Consider the following 22,922-nt stretch of genomic DNA (forward strand, 5'->3'; position numbering starts at 1 on the left):
CTCCCCCCCTCCCCCCCCTTCCCCCTTTGGCGCCGGTCCCGCTCGGGGTCCCTCCCCCCCCCCCGGCCCCGGGCGCCGCCCCCCGCGCGCCCCCCCCGCGCCGGCGATCACCTCGTCGAAGTAGGAGCCGATGGTCGGCACGAGCATGCCGATCACCCTCCCCCGGCCTTCGGCCGCAGGGACCCCAGTCCGGCTGCCGGACGCGTCCCGGCCGGCCTCCCGGGGAAGCGCGACCGTGCCGTGCGACCGGCGCAGCAGCCCTTCGCGGGCGAGTGCAGCGATGTCACGGCGGAGGGTCACCGCGGGGACTCCGAGGTGCCGGGCCAGATCCGCGACGCGGACCGTCCCGAGTTCCCGTACCGCATGGGTGATCCACGCGCGCCGGACCTCCGCCGAGACGGCCACGTGTTCCCCTCCCCTGGCGTCCGACGCCGATCCGTGCCGATCCATGCCGGTCCAGCTGGTTCAGCTGATCCATGCCGATCCGTTCAGATCAAGTTCTATCATTCGATCACAGATGGATCAAAGGGATGTCCGACAGATCACCGCGGGATCATCGCGCGATTCATGTGCCAATCATGTGCCGCTGGTGGGTTGCCTGGGACACCTGCCGATCCTAGGTTTCTGCGCATCGGACGGACCGCTGTCAATCGGCCCCGATTCCACGGTCCGGCGCGGGAGTTCACCCTCCACCCCGCCGCGCTCATCCACGCGGCGGCAGCTCTCCGCGTCGGCCGTCAGGCTCCCTCGAACCCCACGCAGAGGATGCGCATGCTGTCACGAATCTCGCGGCGGGCCCGGGCCGCGCTCGCCACCCTGGTGCCGCTGGCACTGGCGGCCACCGCCGTCGGCGCCGGGGGCGCGTCACCCGCCGCCGCGGCCACGCCGACGTACACGATCACCACCGGCGCGACCGGTACCTACGCCTACGCCGACGACACACCGGCGTACCCCTTCATCGACAGCGACGGGAAGTTCTCCTTCCAGTCCTCCCACTCGCTCTACGGGGGCAGCCAGGGTCGCGCCTGGCAGTTCTGGACCGGGAAGGACATCGACACCGGGGTCACCCGCGCCGCGATCGCCTCGGCCCCCGACAACGCCGACACCACGGCCCGCTGCAACAACAGCCCGACCGGACAGCTCTCCAGCTACGACCCCAAGGGCTCCCCGACCTCGGGGTACGCGGAGCGGAACTACTGCGACCTGATCGGCGTGTGGGTCGACCCGGACACCGGCGACTGGTACGGCGCCGTCCACAACGAGTTCACCCCCTCGCCCTTCGGCGACGGACTGCACTACGACTCGATCGACTACGCCCAATCCACCGACCACGGTGCCACCTGGACCATCAAGGACCACATCATCACCTCGCCGTTCACCACCTGGCGGGCGAACGACCAGCTGTGGACGATGGCCGCCGACGGCAGCGTCCGGCTGGGCGGCGGCAGTGGCGGCAAGTGCCTCGACGTCTCCGGCGGCGGCACGGCGGCCGGCACCACGGTCGGCACGTACGGCTGCACCGGCAACGCGAACCAGAAGTGGACCGCCACCGGCGGCACCCTGGTCAACCCGGCCTCGGACCTGTGCCTGACCGCGTCCGGCACCGGAGCCGGCAGCACCTTCACGATCCAGGGCTGCGGGACCTCCCCCGCCCCGGCGACGCAGGCGTTCACCACACCGGCCACCGGAACCAAGGGCCGGCTCACCTCGAGCGGTACCACCACCTGCGTCGACGGCTCCACCACGCTGCGGCTGGCCGCCTGCAACGACCCCACCAGGGACGGCCGTGACCAGTTCCCGAACCAGACCTACTACTACGGCGACGGCGACCCGAAGCTCTTCGTGGACCACGCCTCCGGCTACTTCTACCTGTACTACGACACGCAGATCCTGAACCAGTCCGGTGGCGGCCGGGTCGACCTCGGACACGTCGCGCGGGCGCCGATCTCCGGCAAGATGGCGCCGTCCACGTGGAAGAAGTGGCACGGCGGCACCTGGACGGAGCCCGGCACCGGCGGCAAGGAGGCCGACCTGGTCCCCTCCGACGGGACCAGCCCCGGGTACCTGGACGACGTCTACGACCCCGCCAACACCGGCACCACGGCACAGCAGCTGGCCGCCGGCCGACTGCCGAGCGCCCCGCCGCTGGCCTGGCTGGACGTCGCCTACGACGCCTACCTCGGCAAGTACATCAGCATGGCCCGGCCCGAGAACCCCACCACCTCCTCCCCGCTGCACGTGTACGCGACCTCCGACCTCGCCACACAGCAGTGGGTCGACATCGGCACGGTCAGCAACCCCAGCGGCGGAGCCTGGTACCGGTCGCTCCTGGACGGGACCAGCAAGACCGCCAACTACCTGGTGGGCAAGACCTTCCGCAACTACTGCATGTACAGCTGCACGTCGACCGGCGGCACCGAGTGGGTCACCACCACCATCGACACCGCGCCCGACAACCTGCCCACCCCGCCGGTCGGCCCCGGCACCGCATACCGGATCGCCGCCGGTGACGGCCTGTCCCTGGCCCAGTCCGGCGCCACGCTGACCACCACGGCCACCAACAGCAGCTCCGCAGCGCAGAGTTGGACGTTCACCGCCACCGGCGACGGGTTCTTCACCATCGCCAACGCCGCCTCGGGCCAGAACATCGGCGTCGACGACACCGTCGACGCCGGGCGGGCCTGGGGCGCCCCGCTCGGCCTGGGCACGGGCACCGGCGTCGGCCGGCAGTGGTTCCTGCAAGCGGTCAACGACACCGCCCTGCCGGCCGGCGGCTACCGGCTGGTCAACCGCTACAGCGGCCAGGCGCTCAGCCTGAACCCCGGCGGCGCCGGCACCGCGCCCCAGCGCGACTGGTCCAACCCCGGCACCGCCGGGGACACCCACCCGGTGAACGCCCAGACGCTCACCTTCCCGACCGGCACGGCCAACCTCATCCCGACCGGGGACCTCGAATCCGGCGACCTGTCGGGTTGGACCGTGCACAACGCCGCCGTCGTCACCGACACCACTGCCCACAGCCCCACCCACGACCTCCGGCTGACGTCGGGGGCCGGTGACTACGCGACCATGGAGTACACCGTCACCGGGCTGACGCCGAACACCACCTACACCTTCTCCGGCTGGGTCCGCGCCGACTCCGGCAGCTCCACCAGCGTCGGGGTGAAGAACCACGGCGCCGCGCAGGTCACCACCCACAGCGCGGCCACCGGCTGGACGCCGGTGTCCGACACCTTCACCACCGGCACCACCAACACCTCGGCCACGGTCTTCTGCTACCTGCCGTCCGCATCGGCCACCTCCACCTGCGACGACCTGACCCTCACCGTCGGCTGACCGCCCGCCCCTGCCACGCCCCTGAGGCCCGCACCGCCCCGCGTGCGGGCCTCAGGCGTGCGGGCCTCAGGCGTTTCGGCTTGCCCGCGAGGGCCCGCCGCCGCGCGCGTACGGTGGATGTGTGGCCGGACGGGTGGCCGGTGGCAGGCACTGCCGGCTGCCACTGCGGGTGACCGCACGCCGCGACGCGGTGTTCTGCTCCCCTACCGGAGGGAAAGGCCATGCCCCAGCACAGGATCGGCACGCAGGAGGAATTCGCGGCGGCCCGCGCGGAGCTGCTCGCCGAGGAGAAGAAACTCACCCGACGAAGTGACGAGCTCGCGCGGAAGCGGCGGGAGCTGCCCTGGGTGCCGGTCGAGAAGGACTACGGCTTCGAGACCGAGGGCGGGACCAAGGCACTCGCGGACCTCTTCGACGGGCGCTCGCAGCTGCTCGTCTACCACTTCATGTTCGGCCCGCCGTACCAGGCCGGATGCCCGGTCTGCTCCTCCATCGCGGACACCCTCAACCCCAACGCGATCCACCTGAAGGCCCGGGACGTGACGCTGATCTGCTCCTCGCGGGCGCCGATCGACAAGCTCCTCGCCTACCGGGAGCGGATGGGCTGGACCTTCGACTGGGTCTCCACCGCCGGCAGCGACTTCCATCGCGACCTCGGCTTCCAGTACACCGAAGAGGAGCTCCGGCCGTTCCTCGACGGTGACATCCCGCCGACCGTCCGGCAGATGGCGGAGGCCTGCGGCACCGACGTGCCCGGGTACGTCACCGAGGGCCCCGGGCTGAGCGCCTACGCCCTCTCGAACGGCACCGTCCACCGGACGTACGTCACCACCGCGCGCGGCCTCGAACCCGCCATGGCCTACTACGGCCTCCTCGACCGAACCCCGATGGGCCGGCACGAGGAGGGCGAGGAGACCCACTGGCTGCGCCGCCACGACGAGTACACGAGAACCTGATGATCCGAACGCGACGGCCTAGGACACGCTCTAGCCGAAGGTGAACCAGTTGAGGTTGACGAAGTCGGCGGGCTGCCCGCTGGCGAAGGTGAGGTACACGGTGTGCGTGCCGGTGGTCCGGGCGATGTCGGCGGGGACCGTCCGCCAGGTCTGCCAGCCGCCGGTGTCGGCGACGGCGAAGCTGCCGACCGGCGCGGCGGTCGGGCTGTCCAGCCGCACCTGGACCAGCCCGCTGATCCCGGGCGCGGCGCCGGAGGCGACCCGGGCCTCGAACCGGGTGGCACCGGAGCTGCCGAAGTCCACGCCCTGGTAGCAGAGCCAGTCGCCGTTCGCGATCCAGCCGACGTCCTGGCCGCCGCCGGTGTCGCCGCAGTTCTCCGTCGCGGTCCCGGACTGCGAGCTGTAGGACTCGGCCTGGATGGTGCCGAACGCGCTCGTCCCGCCACCGGGTTGCGGCGACGGCCCGGGGCCGGCCGGGCCGTGGGTGCCGCCGACGGTGACGGACAGCAGGGTCGGGCTCGCCGACTGCACCTTGCCCTCGAAGTCCACGCCGGCCGGATGGACGTCGTCGTACGGGAACGCGTAGCCGAGGTGGTCGGGGTTGGTCGCGTGCAGGATGCGGGCGTAGTGGTTGGTGCGCGCGGCGGTGTAGAAGGCGGCCGGGTTCTCGCCGTCCGGCTGGTGCGGATCGTCCAGCAGGGTGGTGCGGTTGAGCGCGGCGGCCAGCCGCGCGCTCAGGTTGCCCATCAGGTCGTTGCCGGTGGTGAACGGCGCCGAGCTGCAGTTGAAGACCGCGGCGGTGGAGGGCTTGGCGAAGCCTCCGACGCCGGGGAAGGTGAGCACGCCGTTGACGACCCGGCCGGTGACGGTGCCCCAACCGGCCTGGGTGTCGACCACCAGGTCGGTGCTCTGGTACTTCTGCCACACGGCGGCGAGGTAGTTGTCGAGATAGCCCTTGAACAGCGACGGTTCGGCACTGATCGCCGTGTTGGGGCTGAGGATGCGCAGGGTCCGGCCGGCGGAGTCCGGAACGATCAGCCGGGCCCAGTCGCCGCCGTCGGCAGCGGCCTGCGTGCGCAGCGCGTTCGCGACGGACTCCAGGCCGCCGACGGGGAGTCCGCTGACGCTCTGCCGCCCGCCGCCGGCGCTCAGGTCGAACGCGATGGGGACGGCGGCGAAGTCGACGTAGCTGATGTTGGCGTACAACTGGTCCGGCCCGTAGGTGAATTCGCAGAAGCCGAAGGAGGTGCCGATGTTGGGGTCACTCGGGTTGCTCACCGAGGGCAGCGCGATGCCCGGGCCCGGGTTGATCAGGAAGGTCAGCTCGCGGCCGACGGAGAAGTAGATCCGCCCGCTGGAGAGGTACGGCAGTCGGATCCGCCGCGGGGTGCCGCCGGGCGCGCCCAGCGCGATGGCGCAGTCGGCGCCGAGCGGCGCGCCCGGGGCGGCCGGGGAGGGCGGATGGTAGAGCGTGCTGCCGTCGGAGCGCAGGAAGGCCCAGCTGTTGCCCTGGGCCGGGTCGAGGCCGAGGACGTAGGCGTAAACCGGTTGGGACGACACGGTGTTGACCAGGTCGACGTCGAGCCGCTGCGGGGTGGTGCTGCCGTCCGCGGTCTGCGACAGCGCGAACAGTGCGGGCGCGGTCAGGGCCGCGACAGAGGCACCGAGCATGGTCCGGCGAGAGATCACGGGGGCTCCGGAGGCGGTGGGGGTGGTCGGCGGCGCGGACTGCGCCGCCGTCCTCACCCTCCCCTTCCGGCCTGGACACGTCAACACCTGTAACCGTAAACGCTCCTTAAGCCTGCATCAGTTGATTTCTTGAAGGCCGAGCCCGCTGCGAGCGGCCCGTTACCGCCTCGGTCCTGCCACCGCGTACACCGCGGTACCGGTCACCAGCAGGGCCCACGCCGTCCCGGTGGACGCCGCCGTGCCGGGAGGAAAGGTCATCCAGTCGAGCACCTCTCCCACGGTGCCGCCCGGAACCGGGGCGAGGAGGGTGAACGCGAGCCAGCCGGTCGGCAGGGTCCATGCCGACTGTGCGCCCCACAGCGCGGCCCCGAGCGCGGCCAGGCCGACCAGGCCCGCGCTGTCCCGGACGACGACTTCGCCGGGGGCGAGCCGCGCCCCCACCGCCTGGACCGTCAGCAGCGCCGCGCCGGCGAACGCGCCGATCAGCAGCACGTGCGCCGCCCGGCGGGGCACCCAGCGGATCGCGGCCGTCCGCTCCAGCGCGGCGTCCCGCCCGCCGAGCCCGACCGAGGCGGCCACCACGTTCGCGGTGAGGACCAGGACGGCCGTCCCCAGGCTCACCGGGCCCGGACCGTCCTGGTTGAAGGCCCATGCCGCCAACGCCACGAGCGCGACCGCGGTGGCCGAGGCGGGCACCTGCCGTGAACGGGCGTACAGGGTCAGCCATCTCATCGCGACGCCTCCCCGGTCAGCACCGGAAGCCGGCTGAACCCGGTGCAGGAGAGTGCTGCGGCGCGCACCTCGGCGATCCGTGCGCGCTGCTCGGCCGGTGACAGCGCCAGCAGCTTCTGCCAGGCGGCGTCGGCGTCCGCCCAGATCGCGCGCAAGTACGCTTCGGGGCCGTTCGCCTCCAGCGGCCGGAGCCGGGGGTCATGGAGGGCCCAGCTCACGGCGATGCTCTCGACGACGACGTCGGCGTGTCCTCCGCCCTCCCGGTCGTTGTACGGGCGGCAGTTCGGTGCCAGGCCCTGGGCGATCAGCGCGCGGGTCAGTTTCTCGCCCGCCGCATCGACGAACAGCCGTTCGTCGAAGTCGACCAGCACCACGTCGCCGGACAGCTCGCGGTCGTCGCCGAGCGCGCGCAGCAAGGTGTCCTCCCGCACCGAGTTCGGCGCCGTGTCGCCCAGGGCGTCGTGCAGCACGCTCAGTGCCTCCTTGCTGCGCAGCGCGAGCTCGGGCAGGCGTGCGCGGTTCGCCTGCGTCACGCACACCGGCCCGTCACAGACCAGGGCAGCGGCGGCCCGGTCGACGACATAGGTGTCGCGCGGATCGCCCGGCAGGACCGACAGGGCCAGGGCAGCGCCGACCAGGACGGGGACCACCGCGAGCAGCCGGGCCCGGCGGGTCACCGCCGCGAGCAGGGCGAAGCCGGTGCCGAGCAGGCCGAGCAGCCAGAGCGTCTGACCGAGGTGCACGGAGCCGGACAGGGTCAGCAGCATCTCCCGCGGCTCCGCGATCGCCGGGGACAGCTGCGCGAGCCGGTTCGGCGCGCTGCTCGACGGCAGCACCTCGTCACTGCCCTTGTTCATCAGCAGGCCCGTCAGCAGGAGGACGAGCACCACCAGGGCCGGCGGGGTGAACACGGAGGGCAGGGCCCGTGCGACACCCATGCCGAACACGGCTCCCGCGACCAGGGCCAGCGCCGCCACCAGCGAGATCGGCAGCCAACCGAGGGACGTGTAGGTGGTGGCGCCGAGGGCCACCTGGACTCCGCCCACGAGGACGAGGAGACCGAAGGCCACCGCCAGCACGAGCGCCATCGCACCGGCGGGCACCGCCGCCCGGCGCCAGGCCGGCAGCGGAGTGGTCGCCAGCAGTTCGGCCGTCCCGGAGCGGGACTCGCGCAGCCCGTACACCGCCCCCATGCCCACCACGAGCGGCCACCAGAACGCCAGCAGGTAACGGGTCCACATGGCCATGGCGGTCCACTGGGCCGTCCACCCGGCGGTGCCCCGCCACCAGATGCCGTCGATCAGGAAGAAGACCGCCAGACTGCCGCCCAGGACGACGGCGCCGGCCCACGGGGCGACGGAGCGCTTCAGCTCGGTCCGCAGGACACGCGTGCTCACCAGGTGCCTCCCCGCTGCCCAGAGGTGCGGAGCATCGCCGAGTAGCCGCGCTCCAAGGGGCTGTCGCCCGGGTGCTCGGGGCCGCCCGCCGCGGCCAGGGCGTCCGGCGTGCCCTGGAAGACGAGACGGCCGTCGGCGAAGAGCACGACGTCGGAGCAGGCGGCCGCGACGTCCTCGACCAGGTGGGTGGAGACGACCACACAGGTGTCGCGGCCCAGTTCCTGCAACAGTTCGCGGAACCGCAGCCGCTGCGCCGGGTCCAGGCCGGCCGTCGGCTCGTCCAGCAGCAGCACCGCGGGGTCGTTGACGATGGCCTGGGCGATGCCGGCCCGCCGCACCATGCCGCCGGAGAGGGTCCTCATCCGGTGGTCGGCGCGGTCCGCCAGGCCCACCCGTTCCACCGCCCGCTGGACGGCGGCCGGGACGTCCGCCTTCGGGACCTCCTTCAACCAGGCCATGTACTCGACGAACTCACGCACCGTGAAGCGCTTGTAGTAGCCGAAGTCCTGCGGCAGGTAGCCGATCCGGCGACGCAGCGCCCGGTGGTCGCCCAACCCGCCCATGGCGGTGCCGAGCAGCTCCAGTTCGCCCCCGGCGGGGCGCAGCACGGTCGCCAGCGCCCGGATCAGGGTGGTCTTCCCGGCTCCGTTGGGCCCGAGGAGGCCGTGGGCGCCGATGCCCAGGGAGAGGTCCAGCCCGTCGACGGCCATCTTCTTCCGTCCGGCGCGCACTCTCAGGCCCTCGGCCCGGATCTCCCAGGCGTAGGTCTTCGGCGCGGTGTCGGCCGCGCTCATGGCGGGTGTCATGCGGTGGTCCCTTTCGAGGGTCGATGGATGCTTCACGGCGTCGGGTGCGCGTTCCCGTTCGAGGGTCGATGGAGGCTTCACAGCGTCGAGTACGCGTTCCTGCGGGCGATCACGGCTGCGGCCCCGAGCGCGAGGACCAGCCCCCACCCGGGCAACCGGTCGTGCTGGAGGAGGAGTCGCAGGGCGAGGGGGACGTGGCCGGTGGCCCACGCGGGCACCACGACGACGACGCCCCACGCGGCTGCCAGCCCGGCGGCCGCACGGGTCACGCCGATCACGCTGCCGAGCGCCAGGGCGGTGGAGGTGAAGGCCAGGGAGGGCAGCAGCCACTGCGCGGCCGTCATCGTCCCGGTCAGCCAACCCCACGTCACGAGCCCGGGCAGGACCACCAGGAGTACCGCCGTGGTGCGCCTGAGGAGCAGCGGCAGGCCGAACCGGGCGGTCGAGGCGGTCAGTTCGTGCGCCGGGTCCAGGCCGCGCGACCACGATGCGGCGACACCGCACAGCGGCAGCACGGGCGCGATCGGCAGCACCGGAGAGGCGCCGCCGAAGAAGGTCGGCGACGCGATCGCGTCCAGCAGCAGCGCCGTCAGCGTGACGAGGACGGTCATGGCCAGCCACGGGGCCACGGCCGGCGTCAGCCAGGTCGAGACCCACCGCGGACGACGCCGCCGGGGCGCCCTGACGGCCGCGTCCAGCTGCGGCTCCAGAGCGGCCCGCACGGTGCCGAGGAGTGCGGCGACGTCCGGCGCCTCGGTGGCCACGGAGGCCGCCAGGCGGCCCCGGCACGGCGCGCACGTCTCCAGATGGGCCTCCAGCGCCCACACCGTGTCCGCCGCGATCGTCGTGTCACCGCGTGCGTAGTCGTCGATCAACCGCATCGACGCGTGTTCCCCGCTCATCCGGCCCCCCTCGCTTCGCTCGCTCATGCCAGCGCCTCCCGCATCGCGATCCGGGCCCGGCGGGCGCGGGTCTTGACCGTGCCCTCGGGCAGCCTGAGCAGGACGGCGGTCTCCCGGACGGAGAGCCCGTCGAGCACCGTGGCCTGCAAGACCTCCCGGAGTTCCGGCGCCAGTCGCCGCAGGGCGTCCCCGACGTCACCGCCGACGGTCCCGGCGAGTGCCTCCTCCTCCGCCGCGGGCACGACCGCCCGCTCGGCGGCGGCGACCGGCGGTTCGGCGTGGTGGGCCCGGCGCCGGAACGCGTCGACGAGGCGGCGCGCCGCGATCGTCCACAGCCATCCGACGGCCGTCCCGCCGACCGCGCTCCCGGCGAACGCGCCGGCCGCGCGCCACACCGCCAGATAGGTCTCCTGCATGACCTCGGCGACGATCTGCTCGTCCGCGCAGCGGCGGCGCAGCCGCACCGCCAGCCACGGCGACGTACGCCGGTACAACTCGTCGAACGCCCCGCGGTCACCTCTGGCCACCAGCCGGAGAAGGCGTTCCTCGTCCAGCTCGTCCAGTGCTCTCCTGCGTGATCTCACACCAGCCAGACGCCCGATTCCGCGCGCAGGTTCTGCATCGGCCGTGACCTGCGTCACAGCTTCACGCGCTCAGGTTTGCGATCCGCCCGCCGCCGCGGTCGGGAATGTCCTCACCGGAGCGCGGCAACCTTCCGCCGGGCGGCGGCAACTGGGAAGCGAACGGGTCTGCCTCCCGCAGCTCCCGCCCCAGGAAGGAAGACGCCGTTGCCGGACGAGAACCACCCCTCCCATCGCCGCCGCCGGAACGTCCGCCGCACGCTGGTCGCCGCCACGGTGCTCGCGGTCGTGGGCGCCGCGGTGCCGCTGGCCGCCCAGGCCGCGCTGACGCCGAAGGCCCGCACGCTCACCGTGGCCGCCGACGGCAGCACCCGCTACCGCACGGTGCAGGCCGCCGTCGACGCCGCGCACCCCGGCGACCGGATCCGGATCGGCAAGGGCACCTACCGCGAGGTGGTGAAGGTACCGGCGGGAAAGAACGACCTGACCATCACCGGCGCCACCGGCCACCCTGAGGACGTCGTCATCAGCTACGGGAACTCGGCGCGGACGGCCGGGCCCGGCGGCGGCCCCCTCGGCACCGAGGCCAGCGCCACCGCCACCTTCGCGGCCACCGGGCTGACGGTCGAGAACCTGACGGTGGAGAACACCTTCGACCGCTCTGCCGCCACCGCGCACGGGCAGTCCGGCACCCAGGCCGTGGCCCTGGCGGCCGAGGGCGACCGGCAGGTCTTCCGCAACGACCGCATCCTCGGCCACCAGGACACCCTGCTCACCTGGTCCCCGTCCGCCACCGCGCAGACCCGCCAGTACTTCGTCGACGACTACGTCCGCGGCGACGTGGACATCGTCTTCGGCAACGCCACCGCCGTGCTCGACCACGCCGTCATCGAGGCGGAGGACGACGGCGCACAGGCCGGCGGGGTCAACGGCACCCTCACCGCCGCCAACACCGAGGCCTCGCACAGGTACGGTCTGCTGATCACCGACAGCACCGTGCGCTCCACCGCCGAGGAGGGCACCTACTTCCTCGGCCGGCCCTGGCATCCGACGGCCTCCTCCTTCGCCCAGGTGGTGGTCCGCAACACCGAGCTGCCGGCCGCGGTCAGGGCGTCCACGCCGTGGAGCGACATGGACGGTCACGCCTGGCGCTCCGCACGCCTGGACTCGTACGCCAACACCGGCCCGGGTGCCGGAACCGGCGCCGACAGCCCCCAGCTGAGCCCGGCGCAGGCGGCCGAGTTCACCGCCCGCGCCTACCTGGCGGGCAGCGACGGCTGGAACCCGGTCGGCCAGGCTCCCTCCGGCGGCTCCGGATCAGGGGCGGGCTCCGGATCAGGGTCGGGCTCCGGGTCGGGCTCCGGATCCCCCGGTCCGGTGCCGGCCGGTATGGCGACCGGCGACACCCGGCACGTCACCGAGCCCGTACTGCCCGCCACCACCTGCGCCGACGTCCCGGCGAAGCTGTCGATGCCCCACCGCACGGCCGACCCGACCGCCGAGACCACCCCGCCGGACACCTCGCGGATCCAGCAGGCGCTGGACGGCTGCGCCCAGAGCGGCAGCGGCACGGTCGCGGTCCGCCTCCACACCTCGGACGGCACGCACAACTCCTTCCTGTCCGGTCCGTTGACGGTGCACCAAGGCGAGGTGCTGGTGCTGGACAGCGGCGTCACCCTGTTCGGATCCCGCAACCCGGCCGACTACCAGCTCTCCGCCAAGCCGGCCTGCGGCACCCTCTCCTCGTCGAGCGGCGGCTGCCGACCGCTGATCAGCGTCGCCGGGGCCAACGCCGGCATCGAGGCGGTCCGCGCGGCCGACGGCAGCCAGGGCCGGATCGACGGCCGGGGCGACCAGAGCATCCTGGGGACCGGCACCAGCTGGTGGCAGCTCGCGACCGACGCCCAGAAGGCCGGATCCAACCAGAACAACCCCAGGCTGATCCAGGCCGACAACTCCGACAACTTCACGCTCTACCACGTCGACCTGCTCAACTCGGCCAACTTCCACGTGGTCTACAACGGCGGCAACGGCTTCACCGCCTGGGGCGTCCGGATCAAGACCCCGGCCACCGCCCGCAACACCGACGGCATCGACCCGGCGGGCGCCACCAACGTCACCATCACCGACTCCTTCATCATGGACGGCGACGACGGCATCGCCATCAAGGGCGGCAGCAGGCCCAGCCGCAACATCACCGTCGTCGGCAACCACTTCTACGGCACCCACGGCATCTCGATCGGCAGCGAGACCACCAGCGGCGTGAGCAACGTGCTCTTCCGCGACAACACCCTCACGGGCACCGACGCGCTCGGCAACGCCAGCGGCTCCAGCACCGGCATCCGGATCAAGAGCTCCCCGGCCAACGGCGGCAAGGTGAGTGACATCGGCTACCTGAACACCTGCCTGGACGCCGTCCGTTCGCCGCTGGTCCTCGACACCCACTACTCCTCGGGCAGTGGGTCGAACACCCCGTGGTTCACCGGCATCGTCGTGGACGGCGTCACCGCCCTCCACTCGCCGAGCGGCGCCAGGTCCACCCTGGTCGGCCTGGACGACGCCCACCCGCTCGAACTGACCCTCAGGCGCGTCAACCTGGACGTCACCGCCGCCACCTCGGCCCACGCCAGGATCACCGTCACGGGCAGCAACCTGACCCCGAGCGGCCCCGGGGTCACCGTCATCCGGGGTTCCGGCTCGGGCACCGCACCCTCCTGCGCCTTCCCCGCGTTCCCCGCACTCTGACCCGGATGCCGGGCCGGCCGTGGCCGTCGGCCGCGCGGGCCCTGATCACCACTGGTCCACGGCCGGCGACAGGCCCGCGGTGCGCGCGGCGACGCCCGCCTGGACTGCGAAGAGGCGGTCCCGCGCGTCCTGGTCGAGCGCGTGGAAGTGGCCGTGCGCCTCGAGGGTGACGAAGCCGTGCACGGTGGCCCAGGCCAGCATCAGGGCTTCCGCCGCGTCCGGCACCAGCGGGCTGCCGAGCCGGCCGCGCTCGGCCGTGTCGGCGACGAGTTCGAGCATGTGCTCCATGGCCCGCCGGCCGGCCACCACGGTCGGTCCGTCCGGTGGGGCCGCGTACCCGGGCACGGGGGAACCGAAGATGAGGGCGAAGCGCTCCGGATTCCGCTGCGCCCAGGTGCGGTAGCCGGTGCAGGTCGCCATGAAGCGTCCGTCCAGGTCGTCCCGCGGCACGGTCCCGCGGGTCGCCGTCAACGCGTCCGACAGGCTGTCGTACGAGTCGGCGACCAGGGCGGTGAGCAGCTCGTCCCGGTCGGCGAAGTAGCGGTACAGCGCGGGCGGGGTCATCCCCATGCTGCGGGCGATGTCGGTGAAGCGGAGGTTCGCGGCGCCGCGCTCGACGATCAGGCCCAGGGCCGCGTGCTTGATCTCCTCCACGGTGTCGGCGCGCAGCCGCTCACGGCGGCTCCGCCCCCCGCTCTCATCGGTCGACCCACCCGTCATCGCATCTCCATCGGCTCGCTGCGTCAGTCACCGCGTTGACAATCCGTACCCGTCGAGGCAAACGTTACGCTTCATAAGACGCGTTATGAAGCGTAACGCTTTGCCGGGGGACGGAGCCCCTGACGACGTACGGAGGACCACATGTCCCAGGGACTGCGCGAGGATCGGCGGACAGCCGCCGGGGAGAGCGGGCCGCACAGGCCCGGCCCGCTCGGCCGAATAGCCGGTTGGAGCTTCCGGAACCGGGGCCGCACGGTGCTGCTCTGGCTGCTCGCCGCCGCCGCGGCCTTCGGCCTCTCGGCCGGCCTCGGCGCCAAGTACAGCGCCGACTACAGCGCGCCCGGCTCGGACTCCAAGCAGGCCCAGCAGCTGCTGGCACGGGACTTCCCCGGGCTGGGCGGTGAATCGATCAGCCTGGTGCTGACCTCCGACGGCAGCGTGACCGACGCCGCCACCCGCGACCGGGTCAAGGACTTGCTCGCCCGGATGGCCGAGGTGCCGCACGTCCGCGGCATCGACGACCCGTACGGCCCGCGCGGCAAGGTGTCGGCCGACGGCCGCACCGCCCTCGGGCAGATCCACCTGGACGTCGCCGTCGCCCCCGACATGCCGAAGGCGGACACCCAGCGGCTGCTCGACCTCGCCCGCCCCGTCGACGGCGGCGTGCGCGTCCACCTCGGCGGCATGACGGTCCAGCAGGCCGAGCTGGGCGCGATCGGCTCGGAGGGCATCGGCATCGCGGCCGCCGCCGTGATCCTGGTGATCACCTTCGGCTCGGTCGTGGCCGCCGGCCTGCCGATGCTCACCGCGCTCGGCGGGCTCGCGGTCAGCAGCGCCCTGCTGCCGGTCCTCGCCGCGGTCATGCCGGTCCCGGACTGGTCGACCTCGCTCGCCGCCATGCTGGGCATCGGCGTCGGCATCGACTACGCGCTGCTGCTGGTCACCCGGTTCCGCGAGTGGCGCGCCGAGGGGCTCGAACCCGAGGCCGCCACGGTCGCCGCGCTGGACACCGCGGGCCGCGCGGTCGTGGTCGCCGGAATGACCGTGGTGGTCAGCATGCTCGGGCTGTTCGCGATGGGCCTGTCGTTCATGCGCGGCGCCGCGGTCTCGGCGATCCTCTCCGTGCTCGTCGTGATCGCCGCGTCCGCCACGCTCTTCCCCGCCCTGCTCGGCTACCTCGGCCGACACATCGAGCGCCTCCGGCTGCCCCTGCCCCAGCGCCGCGCCGCCCGGGGCGAGAACTCGGTGGGCGCCGGCTGGCTGCGCTGGAGCAGGCTCGTCGAGCGTCACCGCGTCCTCGGCGCCGTCACCGGGGTCGTCGTCCTGCTGGCACTCGCGGCGCCGTTCCTCGGCGTGCGCTTCGGCTTCCCCGACGCGGGCAACGACCCCGCCGGGCGCTCGAACCGGCTGGCCTACGACACAGTGGCCGCCGGCTTCGGACCGGGCAGCAACGGACCGCTGGTCCTGGTCGCCGAGTTGGCGCCGGGCACCCCCGCCGACGCGACAGCCTCGCTGCCCGCCGCGCTGAAGGCGGTGCCCGGCGTCACGGCCGTGACCCCTCCGGTGCCCGGCCCCGACGGCCGCTCGCTGCTGCTCACCGTCGTCCCGGATAGCGGCCCGCAGTCCAGCGCCACCAAGACCCTGGTCCGCGACCTCCGCGATCACGTCATCCCGGCCGCGGTCGGCCCCGGCGTCCGGGTGCACGTCGGCGGCGCGACCGCCAGCGCGATCGACAGCACCGACAACATCGCCCGCCGCATCCCGCTGCTGGTCGGCGGCGTGGTCACGGTGTCGATGCTCCTGCTCCTGGTGGCCTTCCGCAGCCTCGCCGTCGCCCTCAAGGCCGCCGTGATGAACCTGCTCTCCGTCGGCGCCGCGTACGGCGTGGTCGCCCTCGTCCTCGAAGGCGGCACCGCCGGCCGATTGATCGGCATCGACAGCCCCACCCCGCTGCCGGCCTTCGTCCCGGTGCTGACCTTCGCCGTCCTGTTCGGCCTCTCGATGGACTACGAGGTCTTCCTGGTGAGTCGGATGCGTGAGGCCTGGCTGCGCACCAACGACAACGCGGAGTCCATCGTCAGCGGACTGGCGGGCACCGCGCGGGTGATCACCGCGGCGGCGGCCATCATGGTCGCCGTGTTCGCGGCCTTCGTCCCGTCGCCCGACCTGCCGATCAAGGTCATCGGCGTCGGCATGGGGTCGGCCATCCTGATCGACGCCACGCTGGTCCGACTGCTGCTGGTACCGGCCGTGATGCACCTGCTCGGCCGCGGCAACTGGTGGCTGCCCACCTGGCTGGACCGCCGCCTGCCGCACCTCCACGTCGAAGGACACACCGAGTTCTACCAGCCGGCGGCCGCCACCGAGGCGCCCCGCTCCCCGGCGATGGTCGGCTAGTCGTCACAACGGACCGCGGGCGTCGTGGGGGCGCCCGCGGTCCGCTGCTACGGAACCCGCCGCCCCGGTCCGGGCGACGCTGGCGACCGGCGGCCCCGCAGCGGGATCATGGAGGCATGCGCACCGGCCGCCGAGGGCCGGTCCGAGGGAGTGAGCCCGATGGCTGCCGTCTCCACCATGGTTCCGCTCGGGACGCCCGCGCCCGATTTCGCACTGCCCGCGATCGACGGCCAGGCCGTGGCCCGGGACGACTTCGCCGCCGCACCGGCCCTGCTGGTGGCCTTCCTGTGCAACCACTGCCCCTTCGTGAGACATGTCGAGCAGGTCTTCGGCCGGCTGGTCGGCGAGTTCCCGGACCTGGCGGTCGTCGGGATCTGTAGCAACAGCCCGGCCGTCGCGCCCACCGACGACGCCGACGGGCTGCGCGCCCAGGTCGCACGGACGGGCTGGACCTTCCCGTACCTCGTCGACGTCGACCAGTCCGTCGGCCGGGCGTACCACGCGGCCTGCACACCGGACTTCTTCCTGTACGACGCCCGGCGGGAGCTGGCCTACCGCGGCGCGATGGACGAATCCACCCCCGGCAACCGGCAGCCGGTCACCGGTGGGCTGCTGCGGCACGCCATCACCCTGGTCCTGGCGGGCGAGCCCGTGCCGGAGCCACACCGGGCGAGCATGGGCTGCTCCATCAAGTGGGCTCGACGGTAGCCACCTCACCGTACGGTTCCGATGGACAGTCGCCCGGGCCGGCGACACGTGTCGCCGTGAGCGGCGCGCCGCCGCTCCGCGAGAAGCTCGTCGGTTCCAGCGGACGGCAAAAGGCAAAGGCAAGGAGATCCGTCTCTCCTTGCCACTCTCAACGTATAGCGCACCGGGGGGCTTGCGGCAAGACCCCGGTCACGGCGCAGAATCATTGGCCGAGGCCACGACCTGCGGAAATGAGGGCACGACGTGCGAGTGTTGGTGTCGACGCACTGGGGACGCGGTGACGCCGGACGAATGGTGGGGCCGGCGATGCGATCGGCCGGTGCGGTGCCCCGGGACACGACGGCCTCGGAGGTGTCGCGATGACGGAGCAGTACATTCGCGATCTTCAGGAGGTCGACCGGACGCAGGTCGCGATCGTCGGCGGCAAGGGCGCGCACCTGGGCGAGCTGTCCCGGATCGAAGGCATCCGCATGCCGGCCGGCTTCTGCGTGACGACGGACGCCTTCCGGCGGATCACGGTGGAGGCGCTGTCGATCGACGATCAGCTCGATCGGCTGTCCCGCCTGGACCCGGACGACCGGGAGGCGGTCCGCGCGCTCAGCGCGGAGATCCGCCGGACCATCGAGGAGACCGCCATCCCGGGCGATCTCGCGGCAGCGGTCACCGACGCGCTCGCCCGGCTCGGCGAGCAGGCCGCCTGCGCCGTCCGGTCCAGCGCGACGGCGGAGGACCTGCCGACGGCTTCCTTCGCCGGCCAGCAGGACACGTACCTGAACGTCGTGGGGCCGGCGGCGATCCTCCGGCACGTCAGCCGGTGCTGGGCCTCGCTGTTCACCGAGCGAGCCGTGACCTACCGCCAGCGCAACCGCATCGACCACCGCACGGTCCGGATGGCCGTGGTCGTGCAGCGGATGGTCTTCCCTCATGCGGCCGGCATCCTGTTCACGGCCGACCCCGTCACGGGCAACCGGGAGGTCGCCGCCGTGGATGCCGGCCTCGGCCTCGGCGAGGCCCTGGTCTCCGGTCTGGTGAACCCGGACGTCTTCAAGGTGCGCAACGGCGAAGTGATCGCCAGGGCGATCGCCACCAAACTGCGCGCCGTTCACGCCCTGCCGGCCGGCGGTACGCAGGAGGTGGCGGTCGACCTGCGGCGGCAGGAGCAGCCGGCGCTGACCGATGCTCAGGTGGTGCGGCTGGTGCAGCTCGGGCGACGGATCGAGGCACACCTCGGCCACCCGCAGGACATCGAATGGTGCCTGGTCGACGACGGCTTCCGGATCGTCCAGAGCCGGCCGATCACCACGCTGTTCCCCATCCCCCAGGCCGGCGACCAGGAGAATCACGTCTACGTCTCCGTCGGCCATCAGCAGATGATGACCGACCCGATGAAGCCCCTGGGGCTGTCGATGTGGCAGCTGACGGCGATGGTGCCGATGCACGAGGCCGGCGGAAGGTTGTTCGTCGACGTCACCGGGCGCCTGGCCTCGCCCGCGAGCCGCGCCGGCCTGCTGGACCTCGTGGGGAGAGGTGATCCGCTGGTCAGGGACGCACTGGAGACCGTCCTCGACCGCGGCGACTTCGTTCCGACGCTCCCGGACGCGGGTCCGGCAGGGCACGGGCGGCCACCGGCCGGCGGCGCGTCCGCTCCGATCGAGACCGATCCGGCGATCGTCACCGAGCTGATCGCGCGCAGCCAGGCGTCCCTCGCCGCCCTGCGGCGCGACATCCGGACGAAGACCGGGCCGGCGCTGTTCGACTTCCTGCTGGGCGCCTTCGAGGAGCACAAGCGACTCCTCAGTGATCCGCTGAACATTCAGGCGATCATGGCGGGGATGGAGGCCACCTGGTGGCTCAACGACAGGCTGCGGGAGTGGCTGGGTGAGAAGAGCGCGGCCGACACACTCACGCTGTCCGCCCCCGGCAACGTCACGTCGGAAATGGGACTGGCGCTGCTCGACGTCGCCGACGCGATCCGCCCGCATCCGGAGGTGGTGGCGTTCCTCCAGGGCGTTCAGGACCGGGGCGTCCAGGACCGGGGCGTCCAGGACGAGGGATTCCTGGACGAGCTGGCGAAGCTCGCGGGCGGAGCCCAGGCGCGCGACGCTGTCGAGGACTACCTCGACCGGTACGGCATGCGCTGCGTCGGCGAGATCGACATCACGAGGCCGCGTTGGCGCGAGCGCCCCCGCACGCTCGTGCCCGCGATCCTCGACAACGTCAGGCTCTTCGCGCCGGGCGCAGCCGAGCAGCGCTTCGAGCACGGGCGGCAGGAGGCGCAGCGGAAGGAACGGGACGTGCTGTCACGCTTGCGGGCCCTGCCGGACGGGGAGCAGAAAGCCGACGAGACCAAACGGATGATCGACCGGGTCCGGACCTTCATCGGGTACCGGGAGTACCCGAAGTACAACATCGTCAGCCGCTACTCCGTCTACAAGCAGTCCCTGCTGGAGGAGGCCGAGCGCCTCGTACGGGCCGACGTGCTCCGCGAGCCGGAGGACGTCTTCTACCTCACGTTCCAGGAGTTCCACGACGTCGTGCGCACCGAGCAGGTGGACGGCCGGCTCATCCAGGGGCGCAAGGAGGCGTTCCGGTCGTACGAGGCGCTCACGCCGCCCCGGGTGCTCACCTCGGACGGCGAGGCCGTCGCCGGCACGTACCGGCGCGACGACGTGCCGGCCGGCGCCCTGATCGGCCTACCGGTCTCCGCCGGGACCGTCGAAGGAAGGGCTCGCGTCATCCTCGACATGGCGCAGGCCGATCTCGAAGCGGGCGACATCCTGGTCACCGCCCACACGGACCCCAGCTGGTCACCGCTGTTCGTCGCCGTCGCGGGCCTGGTGACGGAGGTGGGCGGCTTGATGACCCATGGCGCGGTGATCGCGCGGGAGTACGGCCTGCCGGCCGTCGTGGGCGTGGACCAGGCCACCCGGCTGATCCTGGACGGGCAGCGGATCCGAGTGCACGGAACCGACGGCTACGTCGCGATCCTGCGACCGGACCGGGAAGACCCGTCCGCGGCTTCCGGCCAGGACAGCACCGAACAGTAGACGACCGCTTGCTTGCGTTGCACATCTCTTGAAGTGCAGCCGACATATGTGTCAGTCTCATTTCGCCGCCGCGGGTGTCCCAGGCGGCATGCAGTGCGCACCGATGATGCCTCTCCCTACATTGTGAGCGCTCACAATGCAGGGAGCCGCGCGGCCGACCGCTGCCTGCGTGAACCCGCACCGTCGCCGCGCCCTCCGGTGAACCGCCCGGGCAGCATCCGAGCGGTCATTGCTCCGCACATGAGACTGATCCATCGCGCCCAGAGTGTCGTACCAATGACGGACCTCGGCGACAGCGGGGCCCCGCCACCGGCCCGCAGTCGCCGTGCCGAACCCGCACCCCTACGCCAAGGAGGGAAACCCGTCCCCGGCCGGCACCGTCCGGGGACGGCGCCATGAGAGGGCGGTGTTCCAGCCGCACCCGCCCTGCCCACCACCATGCGAGGAGAGAACGATTCCATGAAACCCACCCAACGCGGACTCCCGGCGTTCAGCCTCACCCGCGGGGCCCTCGTCGCGGCGCTGGTCGCCGCCGGCGTCGTGGCCGCGCCCGCCGTGGTCTCGCAGGCGGCGACGATGACCACGCTGTACGTCTCGCCGACCGGCAGCGGTACCGCGTGTTCCTCCTCGGCCCCCTGCTCCCTGACCCAGGCGAAGACCTCCGTGGAGGCCGTCAACGGGAGCATGACCGGTGACGTCGTGGTGCAGCTCGCGGGCGGAACCTACCGGCTGACCGCGCCGCTCACGCTCGGCAGCGCGGACTCGGGCGGCAACGGCCACCGGGTGATCTGGCAGGCCGCCCCGGGTGCGAGCCCGGTGCTGTCGGGTGGGCAGCAGGTGACGGGCTGGACCCTGAAGGACTCCGCGAACAACATCTACGCGGCGCCCGTCCCGACCGGTGTCGACTCGCGGCAGCTCTACGTCGACGGGATGCTCGCGCCGCGGGCGGCGATCGCGATCTCGCGCAACGACGTGAACATCACCGCCACCGGGATGACCATCGTCAACTCGGCGCTGAACTACCTGGCCACGCTGCCGCAGCAGAACCGGATCGAGCTGGAGAGCCAGAACTCCTTCACCGACCGCTTCGCCCCGGTGCAGTCCGTCAGCGGGACCACCATCACCATGCAGCAGCCGGCCTGGAACAACAACAACTGGGGGTACGACACCCTGGCCAAGCCCTTCGCCGGCGGGTCGCTTCAGCTGGAGAACTCCTACGCGTTCCTGAAGTCCACCGGACAGTGGTACCTGGACCCGCAGGCGGGCCAGCTGTACTACAAGGCCCCTGCGGGCTGGCAGGCCACGGCCCACGACATCGAACTGCCCCGGCTGACCTCCCTGTTGCAGATCGGCGGCAGCTACACCAACCCCGCGCACGACATCACCGTCCAGGGCATCGCCTTCAACCACACCACCTGGCTTCAGCCCAGCACCGATGTCGGCTACGCCGACCAGCAGAGCGGGGCGTTCCTGGCGAGCACCTTCACCCAGCCCTCGGACTTCATGACCTCCTGCCAGTCGGGGTGCCGGCTGTTCGAGGCCGCCCGCAACAGCTGGCACCAGGTGCCGGCGGCCGTGCAGGTCTCGGCGGCCTCCTCCATCACCCTCTCCGGGAACTCCTTCTCCCACCTGGGGCAGGTGGGCCTCGGCATCGGCAACGACGCCAACGCCCACTCCTCGGGCGTCGGCCTGGGAGCCTCGGACATCACGGTCTCGGGCAACACGTTCACCGACGACTCCGGGGCGGGCATCGTGGTCGGCGGCGTGCAGCCCGACGCCCACCACCCGGCCGACACCGCGATGACGAACCAGAACATCACCATCCAGGACAACCGGATCAGCGACGTCGCCAAGGACTACAAGGACATGGCCGGGATCCTCTCGACCTACGTCACCCACGCCGTCATCACCCACAACGAGGTCTCGAACCTCGCCTACGACGGCATCGACGTCGGCTGGGGCTGGGGAGCCAACGACGTCGGCGGCAGCCAGGACTACCGCAACCGCGGCCTCTACGACTACCAGCCCGTCCACACCACGGCGACGACCCTGAAGAACACCGTCATCAGCTACAACAAGGTGCACGGCACCAAGAAGGTGTTCCACGACGGCGGCAGCATCTACACCCTGTCCGCCGACCCCGGCACCAGCATCGACCACAACTACGTCTACGACAACAGGAACACCGTCGGCCTCTACCTCGACGAGGGCTCCCGCTCCGAGACCCTGAGCAACAACGTGATCCAGGACTCGGGCGTGTGGGCCTTCACCAACGCGAGCGGCAACAACAACACCAACGACAGCACCTTCTCCGACAACTGGTACAACGGCGGCGCCACCCAGGTCGCCACCGGCGCTCCGCACAACAACGTCCTCACCGGAAACGTCCAGGTCAGCGGCACCAACTGGCCGTCCGGAGCGCAGCAGGTGATCGCCCAGGCGGGCGTGACGAGCGGCAGCGGCACCACCGGAGCAGTGCACGCCGTGGGCGCGGGCAAGTGCCTGGACGTACCGAACGCGTCGACCACCCCCGGCACCCAGACCCAGATCTGGGCCTGCGACGGTGCGGGCAACCAGACCTTCACCCGTACCGCGAGCGGCCAGCTGACGGTCTACAGCGGCTCGAACCAGCTCTGCCTGGACGCCTACGCGAAGGGCACCACCAACGGCACCAAGGTCGCCGTCTGGCCGTGCAACGGCCAGACCAACCAGCAGTGGACCTTCAACTCCAACGGCACCGTCACCGGAGTCCAGTCCGGTCTCTGCCTGGACGTGACCGGTGTCTCCACCAGCAACGGCGCGCTGGCCCAACTGTGGGCCTGCAACGGCCAGTCCAACCAGCAGTGGTACCTCTCCTGACGAGGCCCTCGGGCGAAGTCCGTCGGGTGCTCCGGGGCCGGTCCCGC

Annotated in this window: 15 protein-coding genes; 7 read left to right on the plus strand and 8 right to left on the minus strand. The window is 72.0% G+C overall.

What is annotated here, in order from left to right; genetic code table 11:
- Positions 1-450, minus strand: a 450-nt coding sequence (locus ABTY15_RS22775; protein WP_350597066.1) for a DeoR family transcriptional regulator, incomplete at its 3' end; no start/stop codon positions are given.
- Between the two features lie 321 nt (positions 451-771).
- Here ABTY15_RS22775 and ABTY15_RS22780 point away from each other — a divergent pair.
- Positions 772-3,336, plus strand: a complete 2,565-nt coding sequence (locus ABTY15_RS22780; RefSeq protein ID WP_350597071.1) for an RICIN domain-containing protein — start codon at positions 772-774, stop codon at positions 3,334-3,336.
- Positions 3,337-3,557: 221 nt separating this feature from the next.
- Positions 3,558-4,292, plus strand: a complete 735-nt coding sequence (locus ABTY15_RS22785; RefSeq protein ID WP_350597076.1) for a DUF899 domain-containing protein — start codon at positions 3,558-3,560, stop codon at positions 4,290-4,292.
- 30 nt (positions 4,293-4,322) lie between these two features.
- Here the strand turns inward: ABTY15_RS22785 and ABTY15_RS22790 are convergent, their stop codons facing one another.
- The 6 genes from ABTY15_RS22790 to ABTY15_RS22815 form a co-directional block, all read right to left on the minus strand.
- Positions 4,323-5,981, minus strand: a complete 1,659-nt coding sequence (locus ABTY15_RS22790; protein WP_350597080.1) for a beta-1,3-glucanase family protein — start codon at positions 5,979-5,981, stop codon at positions 4,323-4,325.
- A gap of 159 nt (positions 5,982-6,140) precedes the next feature.
- Positions 6,141-6,713: a hypothetical protein gene (locus tag ABTY15_RS22795; protein WP_350597083.1), complete on the minus strand. Its 573-nt coding sequence runs from the start codon at positions 6,711-6,713 to the stop codon at positions 6,141-6,143.
- Entirely contained in the window at positions 6,710-8,110 is a 1,401-nt protein-coding gene (locus ABTY15_RS22800) for an ABC transporter permease (RefSeq protein WP_350597087.1), read from the minus strand. Before ABTY15_RS22800 ends, ABTY15_RS22795 begins: the two co-directional genes overlap by 4 nt.
- Positions 8,107-8,916 (minus strand): ABC transporter ATP-binding protein, encoded by an 810-nt coding sequence (locus ABTY15_RS22805; RefSeq protein WP_350597090.1) that lies wholly within the window; start codon positions 8,914-8,916, stop codon positions 8,107-8,109. The genes ABTY15_RS22800 and ABTY15_RS22805 overlap by 4 nt, the downstream gene beginning before the upstream one ends.
- A 77-nt stretch (positions 8,917-8,993) precedes the next feature.
- Positions 8,994-9,818, minus strand: a complete 825-nt coding sequence (locus tag ABTY15_RS22810; RefSeq protein WP_350597263.1) for a zf-HC2 domain-containing protein — start codon at positions 9,816-9,818, stop codon at positions 8,994-8,996.
- 23 nt (positions 9,819-9,841) lie between these two features.
- Positions 9,842-10,402, minus strand: coding sequence for an RNA polymerase sigma factor (locus ABTY15_RS22815; RefSeq protein ID WP_350597094.1), 561 nt, complete (start codon positions 10,400-10,402; stop codon positions 9,842-9,844).
- Positions 10,403-10,606: 204 nt separating this feature from the next.
- On the opposite strand from ABTY15_RS22815, the gene ABTY15_RS22820 reads away from it, so the two are divergent.
- Positions 10,607-13,144 (plus strand): pectinesterase family protein, encoded by a 2,538-nt coding sequence (locus ABTY15_RS22820; RefSeq protein WP_350597097.1) that lies wholly within the window; start codon positions 10,607-10,609, stop codon positions 13,142-13,144.
- 45 nt (positions 13,145-13,189) lie between these two features.
- On the opposite strand, the gene ABTY15_RS22825 is transcribed toward ABTY15_RS22820, so the two are convergent.
- On the minus strand, positions 13,190-13,864 hold the full coding sequence (locus ABTY15_RS22825) for a TetR/AcrR family transcriptional regulator (RefSeq protein ID WP_350597101.1): 675 nt from the start codon (positions 13,862-13,864) through the stop codon (positions 13,190-13,192).
- A gap of 141 nt (positions 13,865-14,005) precedes the next feature.
- Here ABTY15_RS22825 and ABTY15_RS22830 point away from each other — a divergent pair, with 141 nt between their 5' ends.
- The 4 genes from ABTY15_RS22830 to ABTY15_RS22845 all read left to right on the plus strand — a co-directional run bounded on the left by ABTY15_RS22830 (position 14,006) and on the right by ABTY15_RS22845 (position 22,875).
- A complete protein-coding gene (locus tag ABTY15_RS22830; RefSeq protein WP_350597104.1) occupies positions 14,006-16,261 on the plus strand; it encodes an MMPL family transporter in 2,256 nt (751 codons plus the stop codon).
- A gap of 159 nt (positions 16,262-16,420) precedes the next feature.
- Complete coding sequence (locus tag ABTY15_RS22835) at positions 16,421-16,969, plus strand: thioredoxin family protein (RefSeq protein WP_350597109.1); 549 nt, start codon at positions 16,421-16,423, stop codon at positions 16,967-16,969.
- Between the two features lie 359 nt (positions 16,970-17,328).
- Positions 17,329-20,016 carry a rifamycin-inactivating phosphotransferase gene (gene rph / locus ABTY15_RS22840; protein ID WP_350597112.1) on the plus strand — a complete coding sequence of 896 codons (2,688 nt, stop codon included), beginning with the start codon at positions 17,329-17,331 and terminating at the stop codon, positions 20,014-20,016.
- A 459-nt stretch (positions 20,017-20,475) separates the two neighbouring features.
- Positions 20,476-22,875 carry a ricin-type beta-trefoil lectin domain protein gene (locus ABTY15_RS22845; RefSeq protein ID WP_350597114.1) on the plus strand — a complete coding sequence of 800 codons (2,400 nt, stop codon included), beginning with the start codon at positions 20,476-20,478 and terminating at the stop codon, positions 22,873-22,875.
- The last annotated feature ends 47 nt before the right edge of the window (positions 22,876-22,922 follow it).

Source organism: Kitasatospora sp. NPDC097643 (genome assembly GCF_040302625.1).
Classification (GTDB): domain Bacteria; phylum Actinomycetota; class Actinomycetes; order Streptomycetales; family Streptomycetaceae; genus Kitasatospora.

Excerpts from the sequence above, each read along its gene's own strand:
- ABTY15_RS22780 (WP_350597071.1), top strand. The coding sequence starts at position 772 with ATGCTGTCACGAATCTCGCGGCGGGCCCGGGCCGCGCTCGCCACCCTG.
- ABTY15_RS22785 (WP_350597076.1), top strand. The coding sequence starts at position 3,558 with ATGCCCCAGCACAGGATCGGCACGCAGGAGGAATTCGCGGCGGCCCGC.
- ABTY15_RS22795 (WP_350597083.1), bottom strand. The coding sequence starts at position 6,713 with ATGAGATGGCTGACCCTGTACGCCCGTTCACGGCAGGTGCCCGCCTCG.
- ABTY15_RS22805 (WP_350597090.1), bottom strand. The coding sequence starts at position 8,916 with ATGACACCCGCCATGAGCGCGGCCGACACCGCGCCGAAGACCTACGCC.
- ABTY15_RS22810 (WP_350597263.1), bottom strand. The coding sequence starts at position 9,818 with ATGAGCGGGGAACACGCGTCGATGCGGTTGATCGACGACTACGCACGC.
- ABTY15_RS22825 (WP_350597101.1), bottom strand. The coding sequence starts at position 13,864 with ATGACGGGTGGGTCGACCGATGAGAGCGGGGGGCGGAGCCGCCGTGAG.
- ABTY15_RS22830 (WP_350597104.1), top strand. The coding sequence starts at position 14,006 with ATGTCCCAGGGACTGCGCGAGGATCGGCGGACAGCCGCCGGGGAGAGC.
- ABTY15_RS22835 (WP_350597109.1), top strand. The coding sequence starts at position 16,421 with ATGGCTGCCGTCTCCACCATGGTTCCGCTCGGGACGCCCGCGCCCGAT.
- rph (WP_350597112.1), top strand. The coding sequence starts at position 17,329 with ATGACGGAGCAGTACATTCGCGATCTTCAGGAGGTCGACCGGACGCAG.
- ABTY15_RS22845 (WP_350597114.1), top strand. The coding sequence starts at position 20,476 with ATGAAACCCACCCAACGCGGACTCCCGGCGTTCAGCCTCACCCGCGGG.